Source organism: Pseudonocardia sp. ICBG601 (assembly GCF_020496245.1).
Map to the genome: position 1 here is coordinate 50888 of NZ_JAHLJA010000148.1, position 15064 is coordinate 65951.

The 15064-nt window shown below is 75.1% G+C and carries 17 protein-coding genes; 2 read left to right on the top strand and 15 right to left on the bottom strand.

From position 1 onward, the window contains the following. Positions 1–195: 195 nt before the first annotated feature. Entirely contained in the window at positions 196–1086 is an 891-nt protein-coding gene (locus KPL57_RS29315) for an HAD family phosphatase (RefSeq protein WP_062398055.1), read from the top strand. 13 nt (positions 1087–1099) lie between these two features. On the opposite strand, the gene KPL57_RS29320 is transcribed toward KPL57_RS29315, so the two are convergent. The 15 genes from KPL57_RS29320 to ddaH all read right to left on the bottom strand — a co-directional run bounded on the left by KPL57_RS29320 (position 1100) and on the right by ddaH (position 14492). Beyond that, the gene (locus KPL57_RS29320; protein WP_226353942.1) at positions 1100–1498 is read right to left on the bottom strand and encodes a DUF5313 family protein; all 399 of its coding nucleotides are present in this window, start codon (positions 1496–1498) and stop codon (positions 1100–1102) included. Further along, a complete protein-coding gene (locus KPL57_RS29325; protein ID WP_062403815.1) occupies positions 1495–2460 on the bottom strand; it encodes a lysophospholipid acyltransferase family protein in 966 nt (321 codons plus the stop codon). Before KPL57_RS29325 ends, KPL57_RS29320 begins: the two co-directional genes overlap by 4 nt. Positions 2461–2537: 77 nt before the next feature. Then, the gene (locus KPL57_RS29330) at positions 2538–3584 is read right to left on the bottom strand and encodes an NAD-dependent epimerase/dehydratase family protein (RefSeq protein ID WP_226353944.1); all 1047 of its coding nucleotides are present in this window, start codon (positions 3582–3584) and stop codon (positions 2538–2540) included. Positions 3585–3759: 175 nt separating this feature from the next. Continuing rightward, the gene (locus tag KPL57_RS29335; protein ID WP_010241351.1) at positions 3760–3861 is read right to left on the bottom strand and encodes a 30S ribosomal protein bS22; all 102 of its coding nucleotides are present in this window, start codon (positions 3859–3861) and stop codon (positions 3760–3762) included. A gap of 211 nt (positions 3862–4072) precedes the next feature. Further along, positions 4073–4285 carry a helix-turn-helix domain-containing protein gene (locus KPL57_RS29340; protein WP_062398062.1) on the bottom strand — a complete coding sequence of 71 codons (213 nt, stop codon included), beginning with the start codon at positions 4283–4285 and terminating at the stop codon, positions 4073–4075. A 186-nt stretch (positions 4286–4471) separates the two neighbouring features. Beyond that, a complete protein-coding gene (proC, locus tag KPL57_RS29345; protein WP_226353945.1) occupies positions 4472–5272 on the bottom strand; it encodes a pyrroline-5-carboxylate reductase in 801 nt (266 codons plus the stop codon). A 20-nt stretch (positions 5273–5292) separates the two neighbouring features. After that, complete coding sequence (locus KPL57_RS29350; protein ID WP_226353946.1) at positions 5293–6138, bottom strand: thioesterase family protein; 846 nt, start codon at positions 6136–6138, stop codon at positions 5293–5295. Positions 6139–6147: 9 nt separating this feature from the next. Further along, entirely contained in the window at positions 6148–6972 is an 825-nt protein-coding gene (locus KPL57_RS29355; RefSeq protein ID WP_374203854.1) for a sugar phosphate isomerase/epimerase family protein, read from the bottom strand. A gap of 62 nt (positions 6973–7034) precedes the next feature. After that, positions 7035–8549 (bottom strand): hypothetical protein, encoded by a 1515-nt coding sequence (locus KPL57_RS29360; RefSeq protein ID WP_226353947.1) that lies wholly within the window; start codon positions 8547–8549, stop codon positions 7035–7037. After that, on the bottom strand, positions 8549–9556 hold the full coding sequence (locus KPL57_RS29365) for a Ppx/GppA phosphatase family protein (protein ID WP_226353948.1): 1008 nt from the start codon (positions 9554–9556) through the stop codon (positions 8549–8551). The genes KPL57_RS29360 and KPL57_RS29365 overlap by 1 nt, the downstream gene beginning before the upstream one ends. Before the next feature lie 46 nt (positions 9557–9602). Continuing rightward, positions 9603–10292, bottom strand: coding sequence for a response regulator transcription factor (locus tag KPL57_RS29370; protein WP_062398072.1), 690 nt, complete (start codon positions 10290–10292; stop codon positions 9603–9605). Between the two features lies 1 nt (position 10293). Next, complete coding sequence (locus KPL57_RS29375) at positions 10294–11556, bottom strand: cell wall metabolism sensor histidine kinase WalK (RefSeq protein WP_226353949.1); 1263 nt, start codon at positions 11554–11556, stop codon at positions 10294–10296. Positions 11557–11722: 166 nt separating this feature from the next. Beyond that, the gene (locus KPL57_RS29380; protein ID WP_226353950.1) at positions 11723–12457 is read right to left on the bottom strand and encodes a phosphoglyceromutase; all 735 of its coding nucleotides are present in this window, start codon (positions 12455–12457) and stop codon (positions 11723–11725) included. A gap of 17 nt (positions 12458–12474) precedes the next feature. Continuing rightward, complete coding sequence (gene rocD / locus KPL57_RS29385; protein ID WP_374203809.1) at positions 12475–13695, bottom strand: ornithine--oxo-acid transaminase; 1221 nt, start codon at positions 13693–13695, stop codon at positions 12475–12477. Continuing rightward, the gene (gene ddaH, locus KPL57_RS29390) at positions 13692–14492 is read right to left on the bottom strand and encodes a dimethylargininase (RefSeq protein ID WP_226353951.1); all 801 of its coding nucleotides are present in this window, start codon (positions 14490–14492) and stop codon (positions 13692–13694) included. Before ddaH ends, rocD begins: the two co-directional genes overlap by 4 nt. A gap of 122 nt (positions 14493–14614) precedes the next feature. On the opposite strand from ddaH, the gene KPL57_RS29395 reads away from it, so the two are divergent. Further along, positions 14615–15046, top strand: a complete 432-nt coding sequence (locus KPL57_RS29395; RefSeq protein ID WP_208818931.1) for an Lrp/AsnC family transcriptional regulator — start codon at positions 14615–14617, stop codon at positions 15044–15046. Positions 15047–15064 lie beyond the last annotated feature (18 nt).

Sequence of the window (15064 nt, forward strand, 5' to 3'; positions counted from 1 at the left end):
GTACCGGAGGCCGGGCCCGCTCCCGCGTTCCGGCAGTAGGCTGGGGCCGCGCCCCGATCCCCTCGGGACGCGAGACGCCGTCGCACCAGGAAGGCCGCCGTGGTGAGTGATCCCGGGTCCGTCCCCCCTCTCGACCAGAGCGGGACCCGCGAGTCTCACCCGCCCACCCACACCGGGCTCTCCGAGGAGCCGGGGGTGCTGGAGCGGGCGACCGCACTCGACTCCGCGCAGCGGGCCGGTCAGGCCTCCGCCGCCGCGGCCGTCGCCGCCGAGGCCGACGACCACCCCGACGGCCCGGAGGGCGGGGACGGCGCGCCGCCGGACCTCACCGCCGCCGCGTTCTTCGACTGCGACAACACGATGATGGTCGGCGCGTCGATCTTCCACTTCGCCCGCGGCCTGGCCGCGCGCAAGTTCTTCACCACCTCCGACATGGCCGGCTTCGCCTGGCAGCAGATCAAGTTCCGGGTCGGCGGCCGGGAGGACAAGGGCGGCATCGCGGGACACCGCGACACCGCGCTGTCGTTCGTCGCGGGCCGTCCGGTCGACGAGGTCGTCGCGCTCGGCGAGGAGATCTACGACGAGCTGATGTCGGACCGGATCTGGGCGGGGACCCGGGCGCTGGCCCAGATGCACCTCGACGCCGGCCAGCGGGTCTGGCTGGTCACCGCGACGCCGATCGAGCTGGCCCGCATCATCGCGCGGCGGCTCGGGCTGACCGGGGCGCTGGGCACCGTCGCGGAGTCCGTCGACGGGCTCTACACCGGACGGCTGGTCGGCGAGATCCTGCACGGCCCGGCGAAGGCGCACGCGGTCCGCGCGCTGGCCGCGTCGGAGGGGCTGGACCTGCGCCGCTGCACCGCGTACTCGGACTCGGTGAACGACGTCCCGATGCTCTCGGCGGTCGGCACCGCGGTCGCGGTGAACCCGGACTCCGAGCTGCGCGACGTCGCGAAGGCCCGCAACTGGCAGATCCGCGACTTCCGGACCGGCCGCAAGGCCGCCCGGATCGGGGTGCCCTCGGTGCTCGGTGCGGGCGCCGTCGCCGGTGCGGTGGCGGCCGGGATGGCCTACCGCAAGCGCTGACCCGCCCGGCCGCTCAGGGCGGCGGGGCCCCGCGGTAGCGCTCGGCGTAGCGGCGGGCGGCCTCGGCCCGCTCGTCGGCGGTGGCCTCCCGCCGCGTCGCGCGGGCGGTGCCCGCGGGGTAGCCGGCCTTCATCACGCGGTGCTCGACGGACTCCTCCATCACGAACAGCGCGTACTGCAGCGACACCAACCAGCCCAGCAGCAGGGCGGTGAGCCGCAGCCACAACGGGCCCGGGACGACGAGCGCCAGCGGCACCGACAGCAGCGTCAGCACCGCCGCCGTGCGCGCGAAGTGGCGCAGGTGCCAGGTCCGGCAGGTCGTGTCGTGCAGCACCCACCCGCGGTACCGAGCGGGCAGCCGTCCACCGGCGGCGTACCAGAGCCACCGCAGCGGGTCCGGCCGCCGGATCATCCCAGGAACACGTTGCGCCGCTGGGACAGCAGCCGGTACAGCGTGTGCTGGATGGTCTCCCGGACCTGGTCGGTCAGGTTGAACACGAGCATCGGGTCGTCGGCGTCGGCCGGGGTGTGGTCGTCGGTGCGGATCGGCTCGCCGAACTCGATGTACCACTTCGACGGCAGCGGGATCAGCCCCGCCGGGCCGAGCAGCGGGAAGGTCGGCGTGACCGGGAAGTACGGCGCCCCGAACAGCCGGGCCAGCGGCGCCAGGTCGCCGATCTTGGGGTAGATCTCCTCGGCGCCGACGATCGAGCACGGGATGATCGGGACCCCGGTGCGCAGCGCGGCGGAGACGAACCCGCCGCGGCCGAACCGCTGCAGCTTGTAGCGGTCCCGGAACGGCTTGCCGATCCCCTTGAACCCCTCGGGGAACACGCCGACGAGCTCGCCGGAGGTCATGAGCCGCTCGGCGTCGGGGTTGCAGGCCAGCGTCGCGCCGGCCTTGCGGGCCAGCGAGCCGGAGACCGGCATGGTGAACATGAGGTCGGCGCCGAGCAGCCGCAGGTGCCGGTGCGACGGGTGGTCGTCGTGCACCGCGACGGTCGTCATCACCGCGTCGAGCGGCAGCGTCCCGGAGTGGTTGGCGACGATCAGCGCGCCACCGGTCTCAGGGATGTGGTGGGTGCCGATGGTCTCGACGCGGAACCAGCGCTTGTAGAGCGGGCGCAGGGCGGGCAGCACCATCGCGTCGGTGAGCTCGCGGTCGAAGCCGAACTCGTCGATCGGGTAGTCGCCCGCGAGCCGGCGGCGCAGGAACTCCAGGACCTGCTCCAGCGCGGCCTCCCAGGCCGGGCCCTCGTCGTCCTCGGGCTCGGGTGCGGAGGCGACCGGCGCGGGCCGCGACGGCTCCTCGGCCCGCGCGGGCCGGGCAGGCCCCCGGTTGCCCCGGATCGGGATCACCCGCGCCTCGGCCATGCCGTCGCCCTTCGTCGTACCACCGCGGCCGCCCGGCCGTCCCTGCTCGCGTGCCCGCATGCCGCCGTCCCGACCCGTCACCGCAGCGACCGGGCCAGACCGAGCACGCCCCGTTCGAGCGAGGCGATCCGCTCCGGGCCGAGCACCGGCGCCAGCGCCTTGCCGCGCACGAAGTCGTCGAACGCCTGGGTGGTCGTCCACCGCGGCACGAAGCCGAAGTCGTCGATCAGCCGGGTGAGGTCCACGACCCTGCCGAAGTTGAGGAAGCGCATCTGCTCCGGGGAGAAGTCGACGACGCGCACGCCGCGCAGCACCCGGCTGACCGGGCCGACCGCGCCGCTCGGCACCGGGACGGCGATCTTGCCCGCGCGCCGGATGGCCTGGGACAGCATCAGCACCCCGTGCGCGGCGACGTTGAACACGCCCGGCAGCTCGTGGGTGGCGGCACGCTCGAGCACGGCGAGGCCGTCCTCCTCGTGCAGCAGCTGGATCCGGGCGTCGTAGCCCAGCACGGTGGGGACGACCGGCAGCGCGAAGTAGCGCGACAGCACGGTGTCCATCCGCGGGCCGATGAAGTTGGCGAACCGCAGGACCGTGGTGGTGACGTCCGGGCGACGACGGCTGAACCCGCGCAGGTAGCCCTCGATCTCCGCGGCGTCCTTGGCGTACCCGCCCGAGGGCAGGTCCTTGGCCCCGATGGCCTCGTCGAACACGGCGGGGTCGCGGGAGCTGGAGCCGTAGACCGCGGTCGTCGACTTGAGCACGACCCGGCGCACGCTGGTCGCCTTCTGGCACGCGGCGAGGAGCTGCATCGTGCCGATGACGTTCATCTCCTTCATCGTCGCCCGGCCGCCCGACGAGGCGGGGCTGGCCGAGAGCGACGCGTGCACGACGGTGTCGACGTTCGCCGAGGAGATGACCTTCGCGATGAGCGGGTTGCGGATGTCGGCGCGCACGAACTCGGCGCGGCCCATCCGCTTCAGCAGGTCCCGGGGCGGGGGGACGGTGTCCACGCCCAGCACCCGGTCGATGGCCGGGTCGGCCGCCAGCCGGGCCGCGAGGTGCCCGCCGAGGAAGCCGCTGACCCCGGTGACCAGCACGACGTTCGGGGTCGGCCGGTCCATGGGCGCTCCGTTCACCGGGGGCTGACGCGAGATCGTGCCGATCGTAGTCCCGCCCCGTCACACCGGGCAGGTACGCGGACACGTGAGGTGCGCGACGCGTCCGTCCGGGGGACGGAGCGCCACAACGACACCGGCCGCGCACCCGCGGGGAGCGGGGGCGCGGCCGGTGCGCGAGTCACTTGCCGAGCTTGCGGCGCTGCACCCGGGTCTTGCGCAGCAGCTTGCGGTGCTTCTTCTTCGACATCCGCTTGCGGCGCTTCTTGATGACCGAGCCCATGTGGGTGCTCCTCCTGTGTCGACGCAGATCGTCAGCGACCGCTCCACCGGGTGACCTCGGAGTGGGCCGCCCGCACGATCCGTGCACGTGGACACGAGGCGCGGGCCGGGCGACGCCCGCCGGAGCGGGGCGACGACGCGATGCGACCGGTGGGGGTCGGCAGCCGGTTCACCAGTCTACCCGGGCGTACCGGCCTTCACCCCACCGGGGATCAGCCCGCGTCGAAGTAGGCGTTGCGCAGGTAGTCCTCGACCGCGCGCTGCGGCACGCGGAACGAGCGACCGACCCGCGCGGCGGGCAGCTCGCCGGAGTGGACGAGCCGGTACACGGTCATCTTCGAGACGCGCATCATCGACGCGACCTCGGCCACCGTCAGGAACTGGACCTGGGACGGCCGCAGGGGCTCGGGACGTTCCGCCGCCATGGGGCACCGCCTTCCTCCCCCGAGACGGGTTCCCCGGTTCGCCCGGTGGTGGGGGATGCAGGTGCAGTCTACCGGGGCGGATGTGACGATCGGTCCGCCAGAGGGGGGCCCGATCGTGCTACAGCACGGCGCGTCCGTGTGACTTTGCGTCATACGATGAGCTGAACGAGGTACCGGCGGCCCGGGTCAGCCGCGACCGAGCGCCACCGAGCGGTCGTGCGCCGCGGTGACCGCGTCGGCCAGGGCCGCACGCAGCCCGTGCCGCTCCAGCTCGCGCAGGGCGGCCGCCGTCGTCCCGGCCGGCGAGGTGACGTTCTCCCGCAGCACCGCGGGGTGCTCGCCGGTCTCGCGCAGCATCCGCGCGGCACCGAGCGCGGTCTGCACGGTCAGCTCGGTCGCGTCCGGGCGGGTCAGGCCCAGCCCGACGCCCGCCTCGATCATCGCCTCGGCGACCAGGAAGAAGTACGCGGGCCCGGAGCCGGACAGCGCGGTCGCGGCGTCCTGCTTCGCCTCGTCCAGGCGCAGCACCGCGCCGACGGTGGACAGCAGCGCCTCGGTCTCGTCGAGGTGCGCGGGGGTCGCGTGCGCGCCCGGGGAGATCGCGCACATCGCCACGCCGAGCAGCATCGGGGTGTTCGGCATGACCCGCACGACCGGCGTGCCGTCGGGCAGGGCGCCCTCGAACAGCGAGGTCGGCAGGCCCGCGCACAGCGACACGACGAGCGCGCCCGGCTCCAGCGCCCCGGCGACCTCGCCGAGCAGCGTGACGACGTCCTGCGGCTTGACGGCGACGACGACCGTCCCGGCCCCGCGCACCGCCTCGTCGACCGGGGCCGCGGTGACCCCCAGCGACGCGGTCAGCTCCTGCGCCCGCGCCGGGTACCGCTCGGCGACCACCAGGTCACCGGCGTCCCGCCCGGCCGCCAGCAGCCCGCCGAGCAGCGCCTCGCCGATCCGTCCCCCGCCCAGTACCGCGATCCTCGTCATGGGGGCAGCGTAGGAACCCCTCAGCGGGCCAGCGGGGCCAGGGCGAGCTGGCGGGCCTGGCAGACGGTGCGGCCGCGCGCGTCGACGACGGTGACGTCCTCGTCGAACTGCGCGCTCGACACCCCGCCGCCGGCGGGCGGGCTCGACACCGCACGCGAGCGGGACCCGACCCGCAGCCAGCCCGGGGCGGGGCGGGCCCGCAGCAGCGCGGTGAGCTGCACCGTCGGCGCCCAGCCGAACGTCCCGCCGAGGTTGAACACGGTCGGGGGCAGGATGTCGCCGGCCATCAGCGCGAACAGCACGTCCGGCTCCTCGCCGCGCGGACGGACCCAGCCGGTCATCTCCGGCGGCCCGGTCTCGCCGCGCAGGAACGGCAGCGCGCCGCGCGGGTAGCGCAGCTCGCAGGCGGCGGCGAGGCCGCGCGCGCCGCCCTCGGCCGAGGCCGGGTCGAGCGCGTCCGGGTCCGGTTCGACGGCGAGCGCGGAGCCGTCGTCCAGGCGCGGGGCCTCGGTCGGCAGCACGCCGGCGGTGACGGTGGAGTGCAGCATGAGCCTGCCCTCCTGGTGCAGCCGCACGGCGACCGTGGACACCGTCCGCCCGATCTTGAGCGGGTCGGTCGTGATCTCGACCGGGCCCAGGTCGGGCGCGCGCAGGAAGTCCACGGCGACGGCCAGCGGGTCGGGCGCGGGTGCGCCGTCGGCCGCGAGGCGGGCCAGCCCGGACTTGGCCATGAGCACCATCAGCAGGCCGCCGAAGGCCTTGTCCCCGATCGCCCAGGTCTCGTCGAGCCGGGCGCGGAACCGGCCGTCCCCGAGGTGTTCGATCACGTGCGAGTCGGCGAACGGCCGAACCGTCGTACTGCTCATACGGGCATGTTACCCACGGGTAGGAGCGACGGCGGACATCGTCGGTGTGAGGTGCAGCCGGGCGAACAGCAGCGACTCGGCGAGCAGCGCGGTGCGCTCCTGCCGGGTCCGGCAGCGCCGGGTCGACACCTCCAGGACGACGGTGCCGCCGTCCGCGGCGAACCGGGAGTCGGCCAGGCGCTGGCACACCTCGGCGCACGGCTGCGCCCCGCGGCCGGGGACCAGGTGCTCGTCGCGCGGGGCGCCTGAGCCGTCGGTGAGGTGCAGGTGGGTGAGCCGGTCCCCCATCCGCTCGGCGAGGTCGAGCGCGTCGACGCCGGCCGCGGCGGTGTGCGACAGGTCCAGGGTGTACGCGCCGAACCCGATGCCGGTCGGGTCGTGGCCCAGCGCGTAGGGCACCGTGCTGATCCCGCCGCGAGTCACCGGGAACATGTTCTCCACCGGCAGCGTGACGTCGTGGACCTCGTGGGCGCGGGCGACCTCGTCGGCGAAGACGTCGGCGTAGCGGCGCTGCCAGCGGAACGGCGGGTGCACCACCACGGTGCGCGCGCCCAGCCGGGCGGCGACCTCGACGGTGCGCCGCAGCCGGTGCACCGGGTCGGCCCCCCAGACCCGCTGGGTGACGGCCAGGCAGGGCGCGTGGACCGCGAGGATCGGCACCCCGTGGCGGTGCGCGAGGCGCTCGACCGCGCGCGGGTCCTGGCTGACCGGGTCGGTCCAGATCATGAGCTCGACGCCGTCGTAGCCCAGCTCACCGGCGATCTCGAACCCGGCGGCAACGCCCTCCGGGTAGACCGAGGCCGTGGACAGCGCGACGGGTGCCGACCCGGGCAGGTCGGCGGTGGACAGGCGCGACGGTGTCACGAATCGTGGAGTCGTCACACCGTCGCTCATCGTTACCGGTCCAACAACACCAACATGGCCGGGGACACGGTCAGCAGCAGTCCGACGAGCACCGCGAACAACGTGGTCTTCAGGTCGTCCTGACGCAGCAGGGCCCGCACAGCGAGAACGAGACCGATGGTGACCGCGACCGCGACACCGATCGCGACGACCGGCAGCGAGGTCCACAGGTAGCGGAACAGCACCCAGATCGCCGCACCGGCGACGGCGCCGCCGATCCACTGGGCGATGACGACCGCCCAGGCCTGGCCGGTCCCGGCCGCACCGGTCGACGCGTCGTCGTCGAGGCCCGCGGGCGGCTGCGCACCGCTGTCGGTGACGGCGCCGCGGCGCCCGAAGCGGCGACGCGGGGGCTCGTCCTCCTCGACGGCGCCGGCGGCGAGCTCGCCGTGGTCCTCGTATTCGTCGTAGTCGTCGTAGTCGTCGTCCTGCGGGCGCTCGGGGGCGAGCACGCCGGTGCGGCCGCCGTCGGCGGAGCCGGGTCCGTCGTCGTACCCGGCGGGGCCGTGGCGGTCGTCGTAGCGGGGGTCGGCGTCGTAGCCCCGGTCGTCGTAGCGGGGGTCGGCGTCGTAGCCCCGGTCGTCACGGCCCCGGTCGTCGTAGCCCTGCCGGTCGTCGTAGTCGTCGGCGTACGGGTCGTAGGCGCCGGTCGGCGGGCCCGCGTCGGCCGGATGCGGACGGGGGCCGTCATGCTCGTCGTCCAGCGGCGGGGCGCCGAACTGGGTGGGCGGGCCGCCGTCGTCGTCGGCCGTGGGGGCCGGGCGGCGGGCGCCGAGCCGGCTGGTGGGGATCTCGTCGGGGACGTCGTCGGCCGCGCCGGAAGGGGGGCCGTACGGACCGGACGGGCGCGGGGCGTCGCCGCGGGGACCCCAGGCCTGGGTGGCGGGGCCGTCGTCGTGGCCGTAGGGGCGGCCGTTCGGCGGGCCCTGCGGCTCGGGCGGGAGCGGACGGGCCTGCGGGGCCGGGCCGGGACCCGCGGACCACTGGCCGGGGGGCGGGCCCTGCGGCCTGCGGGGCGGGGCACCGTTCGGGGCGCCGCCGAAGGCCGTGGCCCCGTGGGGCGCAGCACCGTTCGGGCTGCCGCCGTTCGGGCTGCTGCCGTTCGGGGCGCTGCCGTTCGGGGCGCTGCCGTTCGGGGCGCCGCCGTGGGGAGCACCGCCGTTCGGGGCGTTGCCGTTCGGTACGAACGGCTCCGGTGCGCGCCCGGCCGGCCCCTCGGAGGGGTCGGGGCGGCGCGCGGGCGGGAACGACGGGTGCTCGGTGGGGGGCGGACCGTCGCCACCGCGCGGGGCGAACCCCTCGGGCGGGCGGACACGGTCGGCGGCCGCGGGGCGGCGCGGCGGGGCCGCCACGTCGGTCCGCGCGGGTGCCGCGGGCGACGGGGCGCCGGGCCCCTCGTCGTCCTCCGCGGCGCGACGACGGCGGCGTCGTCCGGGCTGCTGGCCGCCGTTGGCGGCCAGGAGCTCCGCGACCGTCCGCTGGCGAGGCTCTCCGCTGTCCACACTCATCACGACCACCGTGCCCTGTGTGTTGTCAAGGGTCCAAGCCCGCCCGGGGATGTCTGCGCCGAGCGGTCGTCCCCGTTCGTCCCATCGAGCATGTCGAAGCGCCGGAGGATCACTCCCTCGCGCAACGCCCACGGACAGATCTCGAGTTCGGTCACGCCGAGGGCGTCCATCGCGGCCTGCGCGACGACCGCCCCGGCGACGAGCTGGTGCGCCCGGCTGGCGCTCACGCCGTCGAGCTCGGCGAGGTCGGGACCCGACATCCGGGTGATGAACGCCGACAGCTGGCGCAGGCCCTGCGCGGTCAGCGTGCGGCGGGCGCCCGGCCCGGCGCTGGACGGCGCGGCACCGGCGAGCCGGGCCAGCGTCCGGAAGGTCTTGGAGGTGCCGACGGCCCGGTCCGGGCGCCCCGCGGCACGCAGCCGTCCGGCGACGGGGGCGATCTCGTCGCGGACGCGCTCGGTCAGCGCGGCGACCTCCGCCCGCGACGGCGGGTCGGAGGTGAACGCGTCGCGGGTCAGCCGGCCCGCGCCCAGCGGCACCGACGCGGCGACGTCGGGGGTCTCGTCGCGCCCGACGGCCAGCTCCAGCGAGCCGCCGCCGATGTCGAGCACGAGCAGCCGCCCGGCCGACCAGCCGCACCAGCGGCGGACGGCGAGGAAGGTCCAGCGGGCCTCGTCCTCGCCGGGCAGGACCTCCAGCGCCACCCCGGTCTCGCGCTGCACCCGGGCGAGGACCTCGGCGGAGTTCGTCGCGTCGCGCAGCGCGGACGTGGCGAACGCCAGGAGGTCGTCGCAGCCGGCGGCCCGGGCGGTGTCCCGGGCCCGGTGCACGCTCTCCAGCAGCGCCTTCACGCCGTCGCGGCCCAGCGCGCCCTTGCGGTCGAGGTGCTCGGCCAGGCGCAGCTGGTCCTTCTCCGACGACATGGGCTTCGGGTGGGCACCCCGGTGGGCGTCCACCACCAGCAGGTGAACGGTGTTGGACCCCACGTCGAGAACTGCCAGGCGCACCCGATCAGGTTACCGAGCCGTTATCGACCCTCGGGCAACCCCTGGCTCACACGTCGAACTTGTAGCCGAGCCCGCGCACCGTGACCAGGTGCTTGGGTGTCGAGGGATCGCCCTCGACCTTGGACCGCAGCCGCTTGACGTGCACGTCGAGGGTCTTGGTGTCGCCGACGTAGTCCGCGCCCCACACCCGGTCGATCAGCTGGGCGCGGGTGAGTACCCGTCCGACGTTGCGCAGCAGGTACTCCAGCAGGTCGAACTCCTTGAGCGGGAGCGCGACCTCGTCGCCGTTGACCGACACGACGTGCCGCTCGACGTCCATCCGCACCGGGCCGGCCTCCAGCACACCGGTGCCGCCCTCGGTCTCGCCGCCGGTCTCGCCCCCGCGGCGCAGCACCGCGCGGACGCGGGCGATGAGCTCGCGCGCCGAGTAGGGCTTGGTGACGTAGTCGTCGGCGCCGAGCTCCAGCCCGACGACCTTGTCGATCTCGCTGTCGCGGGCGGTCACCATGATCACCGGCACGGCGGAGCGGGAGCGCAGCGCCTTGCAGACGTCGGTACCGCTCATGCCGGGCAGCATCAGGTCCAGCAGCACGATGTCGGCGCCGTTGCGGTCGAACTCGCTCAGCGCGTCGTTGCCGTTGGCCGCGACGGCGGTGGTGAACCCCTCCTTGCGCAGCATGAACGCGAGCGGGTCGGCGAAGGACTCCTCGTCCTCGACGATCAGCACCCTGGTCATCTCATCCTCCGGTTCCGGCGGTCTGGGGGGAGCTGCCGGCGGCAGCCTCACCGTGGGGGGCGCCGCCGATGCCCATCCGGGCGGGCAGGCGCATGGTGAAGGTCGATCCGGTGCCGGGGCGGCTCCACAGCCGCACCTCGCCACCGTGGTTGGCGCAGACGTGCTTGACGATCGCCAGGCCGAGACCGGTGCCGCCGGTGGCCCGCGAGCGGGCCGGGTCGACCCGGAAGAAGCGCTCGAAGACCCGCTGCTGGTGCTCGGGGGCGATGCCGATGCCGCGGTCGGTCACGGCGATCTCGATCGAACCGTCGACCGAGCGCCGGCTCACCGACACCGACGAGTCCGCCGCGGAGTAGGCGATCGCGTTCTCCAGCAGGTTCGTCAGCGCGGTGACGAGCAGTGTGCGGTCGCCGTCGACGACCAGCCCCGAGGTCTCGTCGGCGGTGATCTCGACGGCGTGCGACTCGGCGGAGGTGCGGCTGCGGGCCAGCGCCTCGGAGACGACCTCGTCGACGTCGACGGCGGCCAGCGCGGGCAGCCGTTCGGCGCCGGTCAGCCGGGACAGCGCGATCAGCTCCGAGACCAGGTTCCCCATCCGGGTCGCCTCGCGCAGCAGCTTGTCGCCGAACCGGCGGACCTCGCGGACGGCGTCGGGGTCGGGCTCGCCGCCGTCGGCGGGCTCCAGGCCGTCGAGGCTGTCGAGCAGGGCCTCGGCCAGCAGCGCGACCGCGCCGACCGGGGTCTTGAGCTCGTGCGAGACGTTGGCGACGAAGTCGCGCCGGGTCGCCTCCAGCCGGGCCACCTCGGAGGTGTCGACGGCCTCGACCAGCGCGAAGCCGTCCCCGAGGGAGCGGACCCTGGCCTGCACCGCGACCGGGCCGCGGGGCGTGCGGTCCAGCGGCGAGAGGTCGACGGTGTAGTCGCCGGAGGCGAGCAGCCGGTCCCCGCCCTGCACCCGCCGGCAGGCGGCGAGCGCGCGCGGGTCGAGCCGCTCGCCGGTGACGGCGCCGAGCGCGGCGGCCCGCGGGTTGTGCAGGAGCACCTCGCCCCCGGCCCCGACCACGGCGAGCCCGGAGCTCGACTGGCGGAACGTGCGGTGCAGCAGCTCGCCGAGGGTGGGTCCGTCGGCGGCCACGGGGTCCGCCGGGGGGCGGCCGGTGCCGGGGCTGGGTCGGCCGTGCGACGGCCGTCGCGCCAGTGCCGCCCCGGCGAGGAGACCGAGGAGCAGGGCGAGGGCCGGGATCAGCCACGCGAGCGTGGTCACGGGTGCATGGTAGGCAGCCGGGGGTACCCCCTGACCAGCGCCGGACACCGGATGGTGACGCCCGCGACCCCTTCGCGCGACACTGTTCGGTCCCCGTTCACCGTGGGTTCAGCGAACCCCGTCCGTGCCCCCCGGCGCTCCCGGCGCCGGAGGGCACGGCGACGGGTCACCGACCCTGGTTCGCCACTCCGGCGATGGCCTCCTCGGCCGCGGCCGGGTCGAGGTAGCGCCCGCCCGGGTTCGTCGGCTTCAGGTCGTCGTCGAGGTCGTAGACCAGCGGGATGCCGGTGGGGATGTTGAGGCCGGCGATGTCGGCGTCGGAGATGCCGTCGAGGTACTTCACCAGCGCGCGCAGCGAGTTGCCGTGCGCGGCGAGCAGCACGACCTTCCCCTCGCGCAGGTCCGGCACCACGGCCTCGGTCCAGTACGGCAGGAACCGGTCGACGACGTCGGCCAGGCACTCGGTCAGCGGGGCGTCGACGCCGGCGTAGCGCGGGTCGGCGTCCTGGGAGAACTCCGAGCCCTTCTCGATCGCGGGCGGCGGGGTGTCGTAGGAGCGGCGCCAGAGCATGAACTGCTCCTCGCCGTACTGCTCCAGGGTCTGCTTCTTGTCCTTGCCCTGCAGCGCGCCGTAGTGGCGCTCGTTGAGACGCCAGTCGCGCTTGACCGGGATCCAGTGCCGGTCGGCGGCGTCGAGGGCGATGTTCGCGGTGGAGATGGCCCGGCGCAGCAGCGAGGTGTGCACGACGTCGGGGGCGACGCCCGCCTCGGCCAGCAGCTCGCCGCCCCGGCGGGCCTCCGCCTCGCCCTGGGAGGAGAGCGGCACGTCCACCCAGCCGGTGAACAGGTTCTTCGCGTTCCAGTCGCTCTGACCGTGACGCAGCAGTACGAGGGTCGGCATGGCGGACAGCCTGCCACCTACCCCCGGGAAAGGTCCCCGAGCGCGGCCCCGAACGTGTCCACCAGCACGTCCACCTCGTCGTGGGTGACCACCAGCGGCGGGGACAGCCGCACGGTCACGCCGTGGGTCTCCTTGGCCAGCACCCCGCGCCGGGCGAGTGCGACGCACACGTCGCGGCCGGTGCCGATGCGCGGGTCGACGTCGACGCCGGACCACAGCCCCACCCCGCGCACGGCGGTGAGCCCGGGCAGCGCGCGCAACCGCGCGTCCAGGTGCGCGCCGAGCTCGCGGGCCCGCGCCTGGTACTCCCCCGTCGCCAGCAGCGCGCACACCGCGGACCCGACGGCGGCGGCGAGCGGGTTGCCGCCGAAGGTGGAGCCGTGCTCGCCGGGGCGCAGCACGCCGAGCACGTCGCGCCGCCCGACGACGGCGCTGACCGGCACGATCCCGCCGCCGAGCGCCTTGCCGAGGGTGTAGAGGTCGGCGCGCACCCCGGACAGGTCGGTGCACAGCGTGGCCCCGGCCCGGCCGAGCCCGGACTGGATCTCGTCGCAGACCAGCAGCACGCCCCGCCGCTCGGTGAGCTCGCGGACCGCGCGCAGGTAGCCGGGCGGCGGCACGAGCACCCCGGCCTCGCCCTGCACCGGTTCGAGCAGCACCGCGACGGTGTCGTCGGTGAGCGCGGCGGCCAGCGCGTCGGCGTCGCCGTAGGGGACGCGGTCGAAGCCGGGGGTGAACGGGCCGAAGTCGTCGCGGGCGACCGGGTCGTCGGAGAAGGAGACCACCGTCGTCGTGCGGCCGTGGAAGTTCCCCCCGGCGACGACGATCCGCGCCGCCCCCGGCCGCACGCCCTTCACCCGGTACCCCCAGGCACGGGCAACCTTCACCGCGGACTCGACGGCCTCCGCGCCGGTGTTCATCGGCAGGACGGCCTCGGTGCCGGTCAGCGCGGCGAGGTCGCGCTGGAACGCCGGCAGCCGGTCGTTGTGGAACGCCCGCGCGGTCAGGGTGAGCGTGTCGAGCTGGGCGTGCGCGGCCGCGGTGAGCGCGGGGTGGCGGTGCCCGAAGTTGAGCGCGGAGTAGCCCGCGAGCGCGTCGAGGTAGCGGACGCCGTCGACATCGGTGACCCAGGCGCCGTCGCCGTGGGACAGCACCACCGGCAACGGCGCGTAGTTCCGGACGCCGAATTCCTCGGCGAGGGCGATCTGCGGGTCGGTGCCCGGGACCACGGCGGTCACGACCGCAGCTCCAGCGTGGCGCACTTGATGCCGCCGCCGCCCCGGCGCAGCTCCGAGGTGTCGACGCCGACGGTGCCGAACCCGCGCTCGGCCAGGTCGGCCGCGAACTTCTCGGCCTGCGGCGCGTGGACGACCGTGCGCCCGTCGGAGAAGCAGTTCAGGCCCAGCACCGCCGCGTCGTCGTCGGAGACGACCACCGCGTCCGGGAAGCGGAACCGCAGCACCTCCTGGGAGGCGTCGTCGAACGCGCCGGGCAGGTAGGCGACCGCGCCCGGCCCGCCGGCCGGGTCGAGCACCGCGAACGCGGTGTCGAGGTGGTAGTAGCGCGGGTCGACCAGCTGCAGGGACACGACCTCGCGGCCGAACACCTCCGCGGCCTCGGCGTGCGCACGCGGGTCGGTGCGGAACCCGGTGCCGGCGTAGACGGTGTCGCCGACGAGCAGCAGGTCGCCCTCGCCCTCGTTGACGTGGCGGGCCTCGTGCACGCCGAACCCGGCGGCCCGGAACCACGCGCCGTACGCGGGCCCCTCGGCGGCCCGCTCGGTGTGCCGGAACCGGGCGGTGAGGGCGGTCCCGTCGATCACGGTGCCGCCGTTGGCGGCGTAGACCATGTCCGGGTACCCGGGCAGCGGGTCGACGAGCCGGACGTCGAACCCGAGGTCGCGGTAGACCGCGTGCAGGGTCTCCCACTGCGCCAGCGCGAGCCGGGTGTCGGTCGCCTGCTCCGGACGCATCCACGGGTTGATCCGGTAGCTCACCGTGAAGTGCTCGGGGCGGCACATCAGCACAGAGGTCATGGGAACAGCATGGCGCGCACACCCCGTGCGTTTCCCGGCTTCGGGCGCACGATCCGCGCGTTCAGTCCCGGTTCGGCGCCGGTTCCGCGCGGCCCGGTCTAGCATCCGGCGTCGTGGACGGGATCGACGCGATCGACCGCAGACTGCTGGACCTCCTCCGGGTCGACGGGCGGGCCGGCTGGGCCGAGCTGGGCGAGCGGGTGGGCCTGTCGGCGTCGGCGGTGCGGCGCCGGGTGGATCGGCTGACCGCCCGCGGCGTGGTGCGGGGCTTCACCGTGCAGGTGGACCCCGACGTCGAGCAGGGTCCGGGCGTGGAGGCCTACGTCGAGCTGTTCTGCCGCGGCACGGTCGCCCCGGCCGAGCTGCAGCGGATGCTGTCGGCGGTGCCGGAGGTCGTCACGGCGGGGACGGTCACCGGGGAGGCCGACGCGCTGGTCCTGCTGCGCTCGCGCGACGTGCGGTCCCTGGAGGACGCTCTGGAGCGGCTGCGGCTCGCGGCCGACGTCGACCACACCCGCTCGGCCGTCGTCCTGACCTGGCTGGTGACTCGTTGAACTCTCACGGGTCACCGC

Bases quoted from the DNA above. Each gene is read 5' to 3' on its own strand.
- KPL57_RS29380 (WP_226353950.1), bottom strand. From the start codon at position 12,457: ATGCCGACCCTCGTACTGCTGCGTCACGGTCAGAGCGACTGGAACGCG.
- ddaH (WP_226353951.1), bottom strand. From the start codon at position 14,492: ATGACCTCTGTGCTGATGTGCCGCCCCGAGCACTTCACGGTGAGCTAC.
- KPL57_RS29360 (WP_226353947.1), bottom strand. From the start codon at position 8,549: ATGAGTGTGGACAGCGGAGAGCCTCGCCAGCGGACGGTCGCGGAGCTC.
- KPL57_RS29370 (WP_062398072.1), bottom strand. From the start codon at position 10,292: ATGACCAGGGTGCTGATCGTCGAGGACGAGGAGTCCTTCGCCGACCCG.
- KPL57_RS29340 (WP_062398062.1), bottom strand. From the start codon at position 4,285: ATGGCGGCGGAACGTCCCGAGCCCCTGCGGCCGTCCCAGGTCCAGTTC.
- KPL57_RS29335 (WP_010241351.1), bottom strand. From the start codon at position 3,861: ATGGGCTCGGTCATCAAGAAGCGCCGCAAGCGGATGTCGAAGAAGAAG.
- KPL57_RS29325 (WP_062403815.1), bottom strand. From the start codon at position 2,460: ATGGCCGAGGCGCGGGTGATCCCGATCCGGGGCAACCGGGGGCCTGCC.
- KPL57_RS29330 (WP_226353944.1), bottom strand. From the start codon at position 3,584: ATGGACCGGCCGACCCCGAACGTCGTGCTGGTCACCGGGGTCAGCGGC.
- KPL57_RS29350 (WP_226353946.1), bottom strand. From the start codon at position 6,138: ATGAGCAGTACGACGGTTCGGCCGTTCGCCGACTCGCACGTGATCGAA.
- proC (WP_226353945.1), bottom strand. From the start codon at position 5,272: ATGACGAGGATCGCGGTACTGGGCGGGGGACGGATCGGCGAGGCGCTG.
- KPL57_RS29320 (WP_226353942.1), bottom strand. From the start codon at position 1,498: ATGATCCGGCGGCCGGACCCGCTGCGGTGGCTCTGGTACGCCGCCGGT.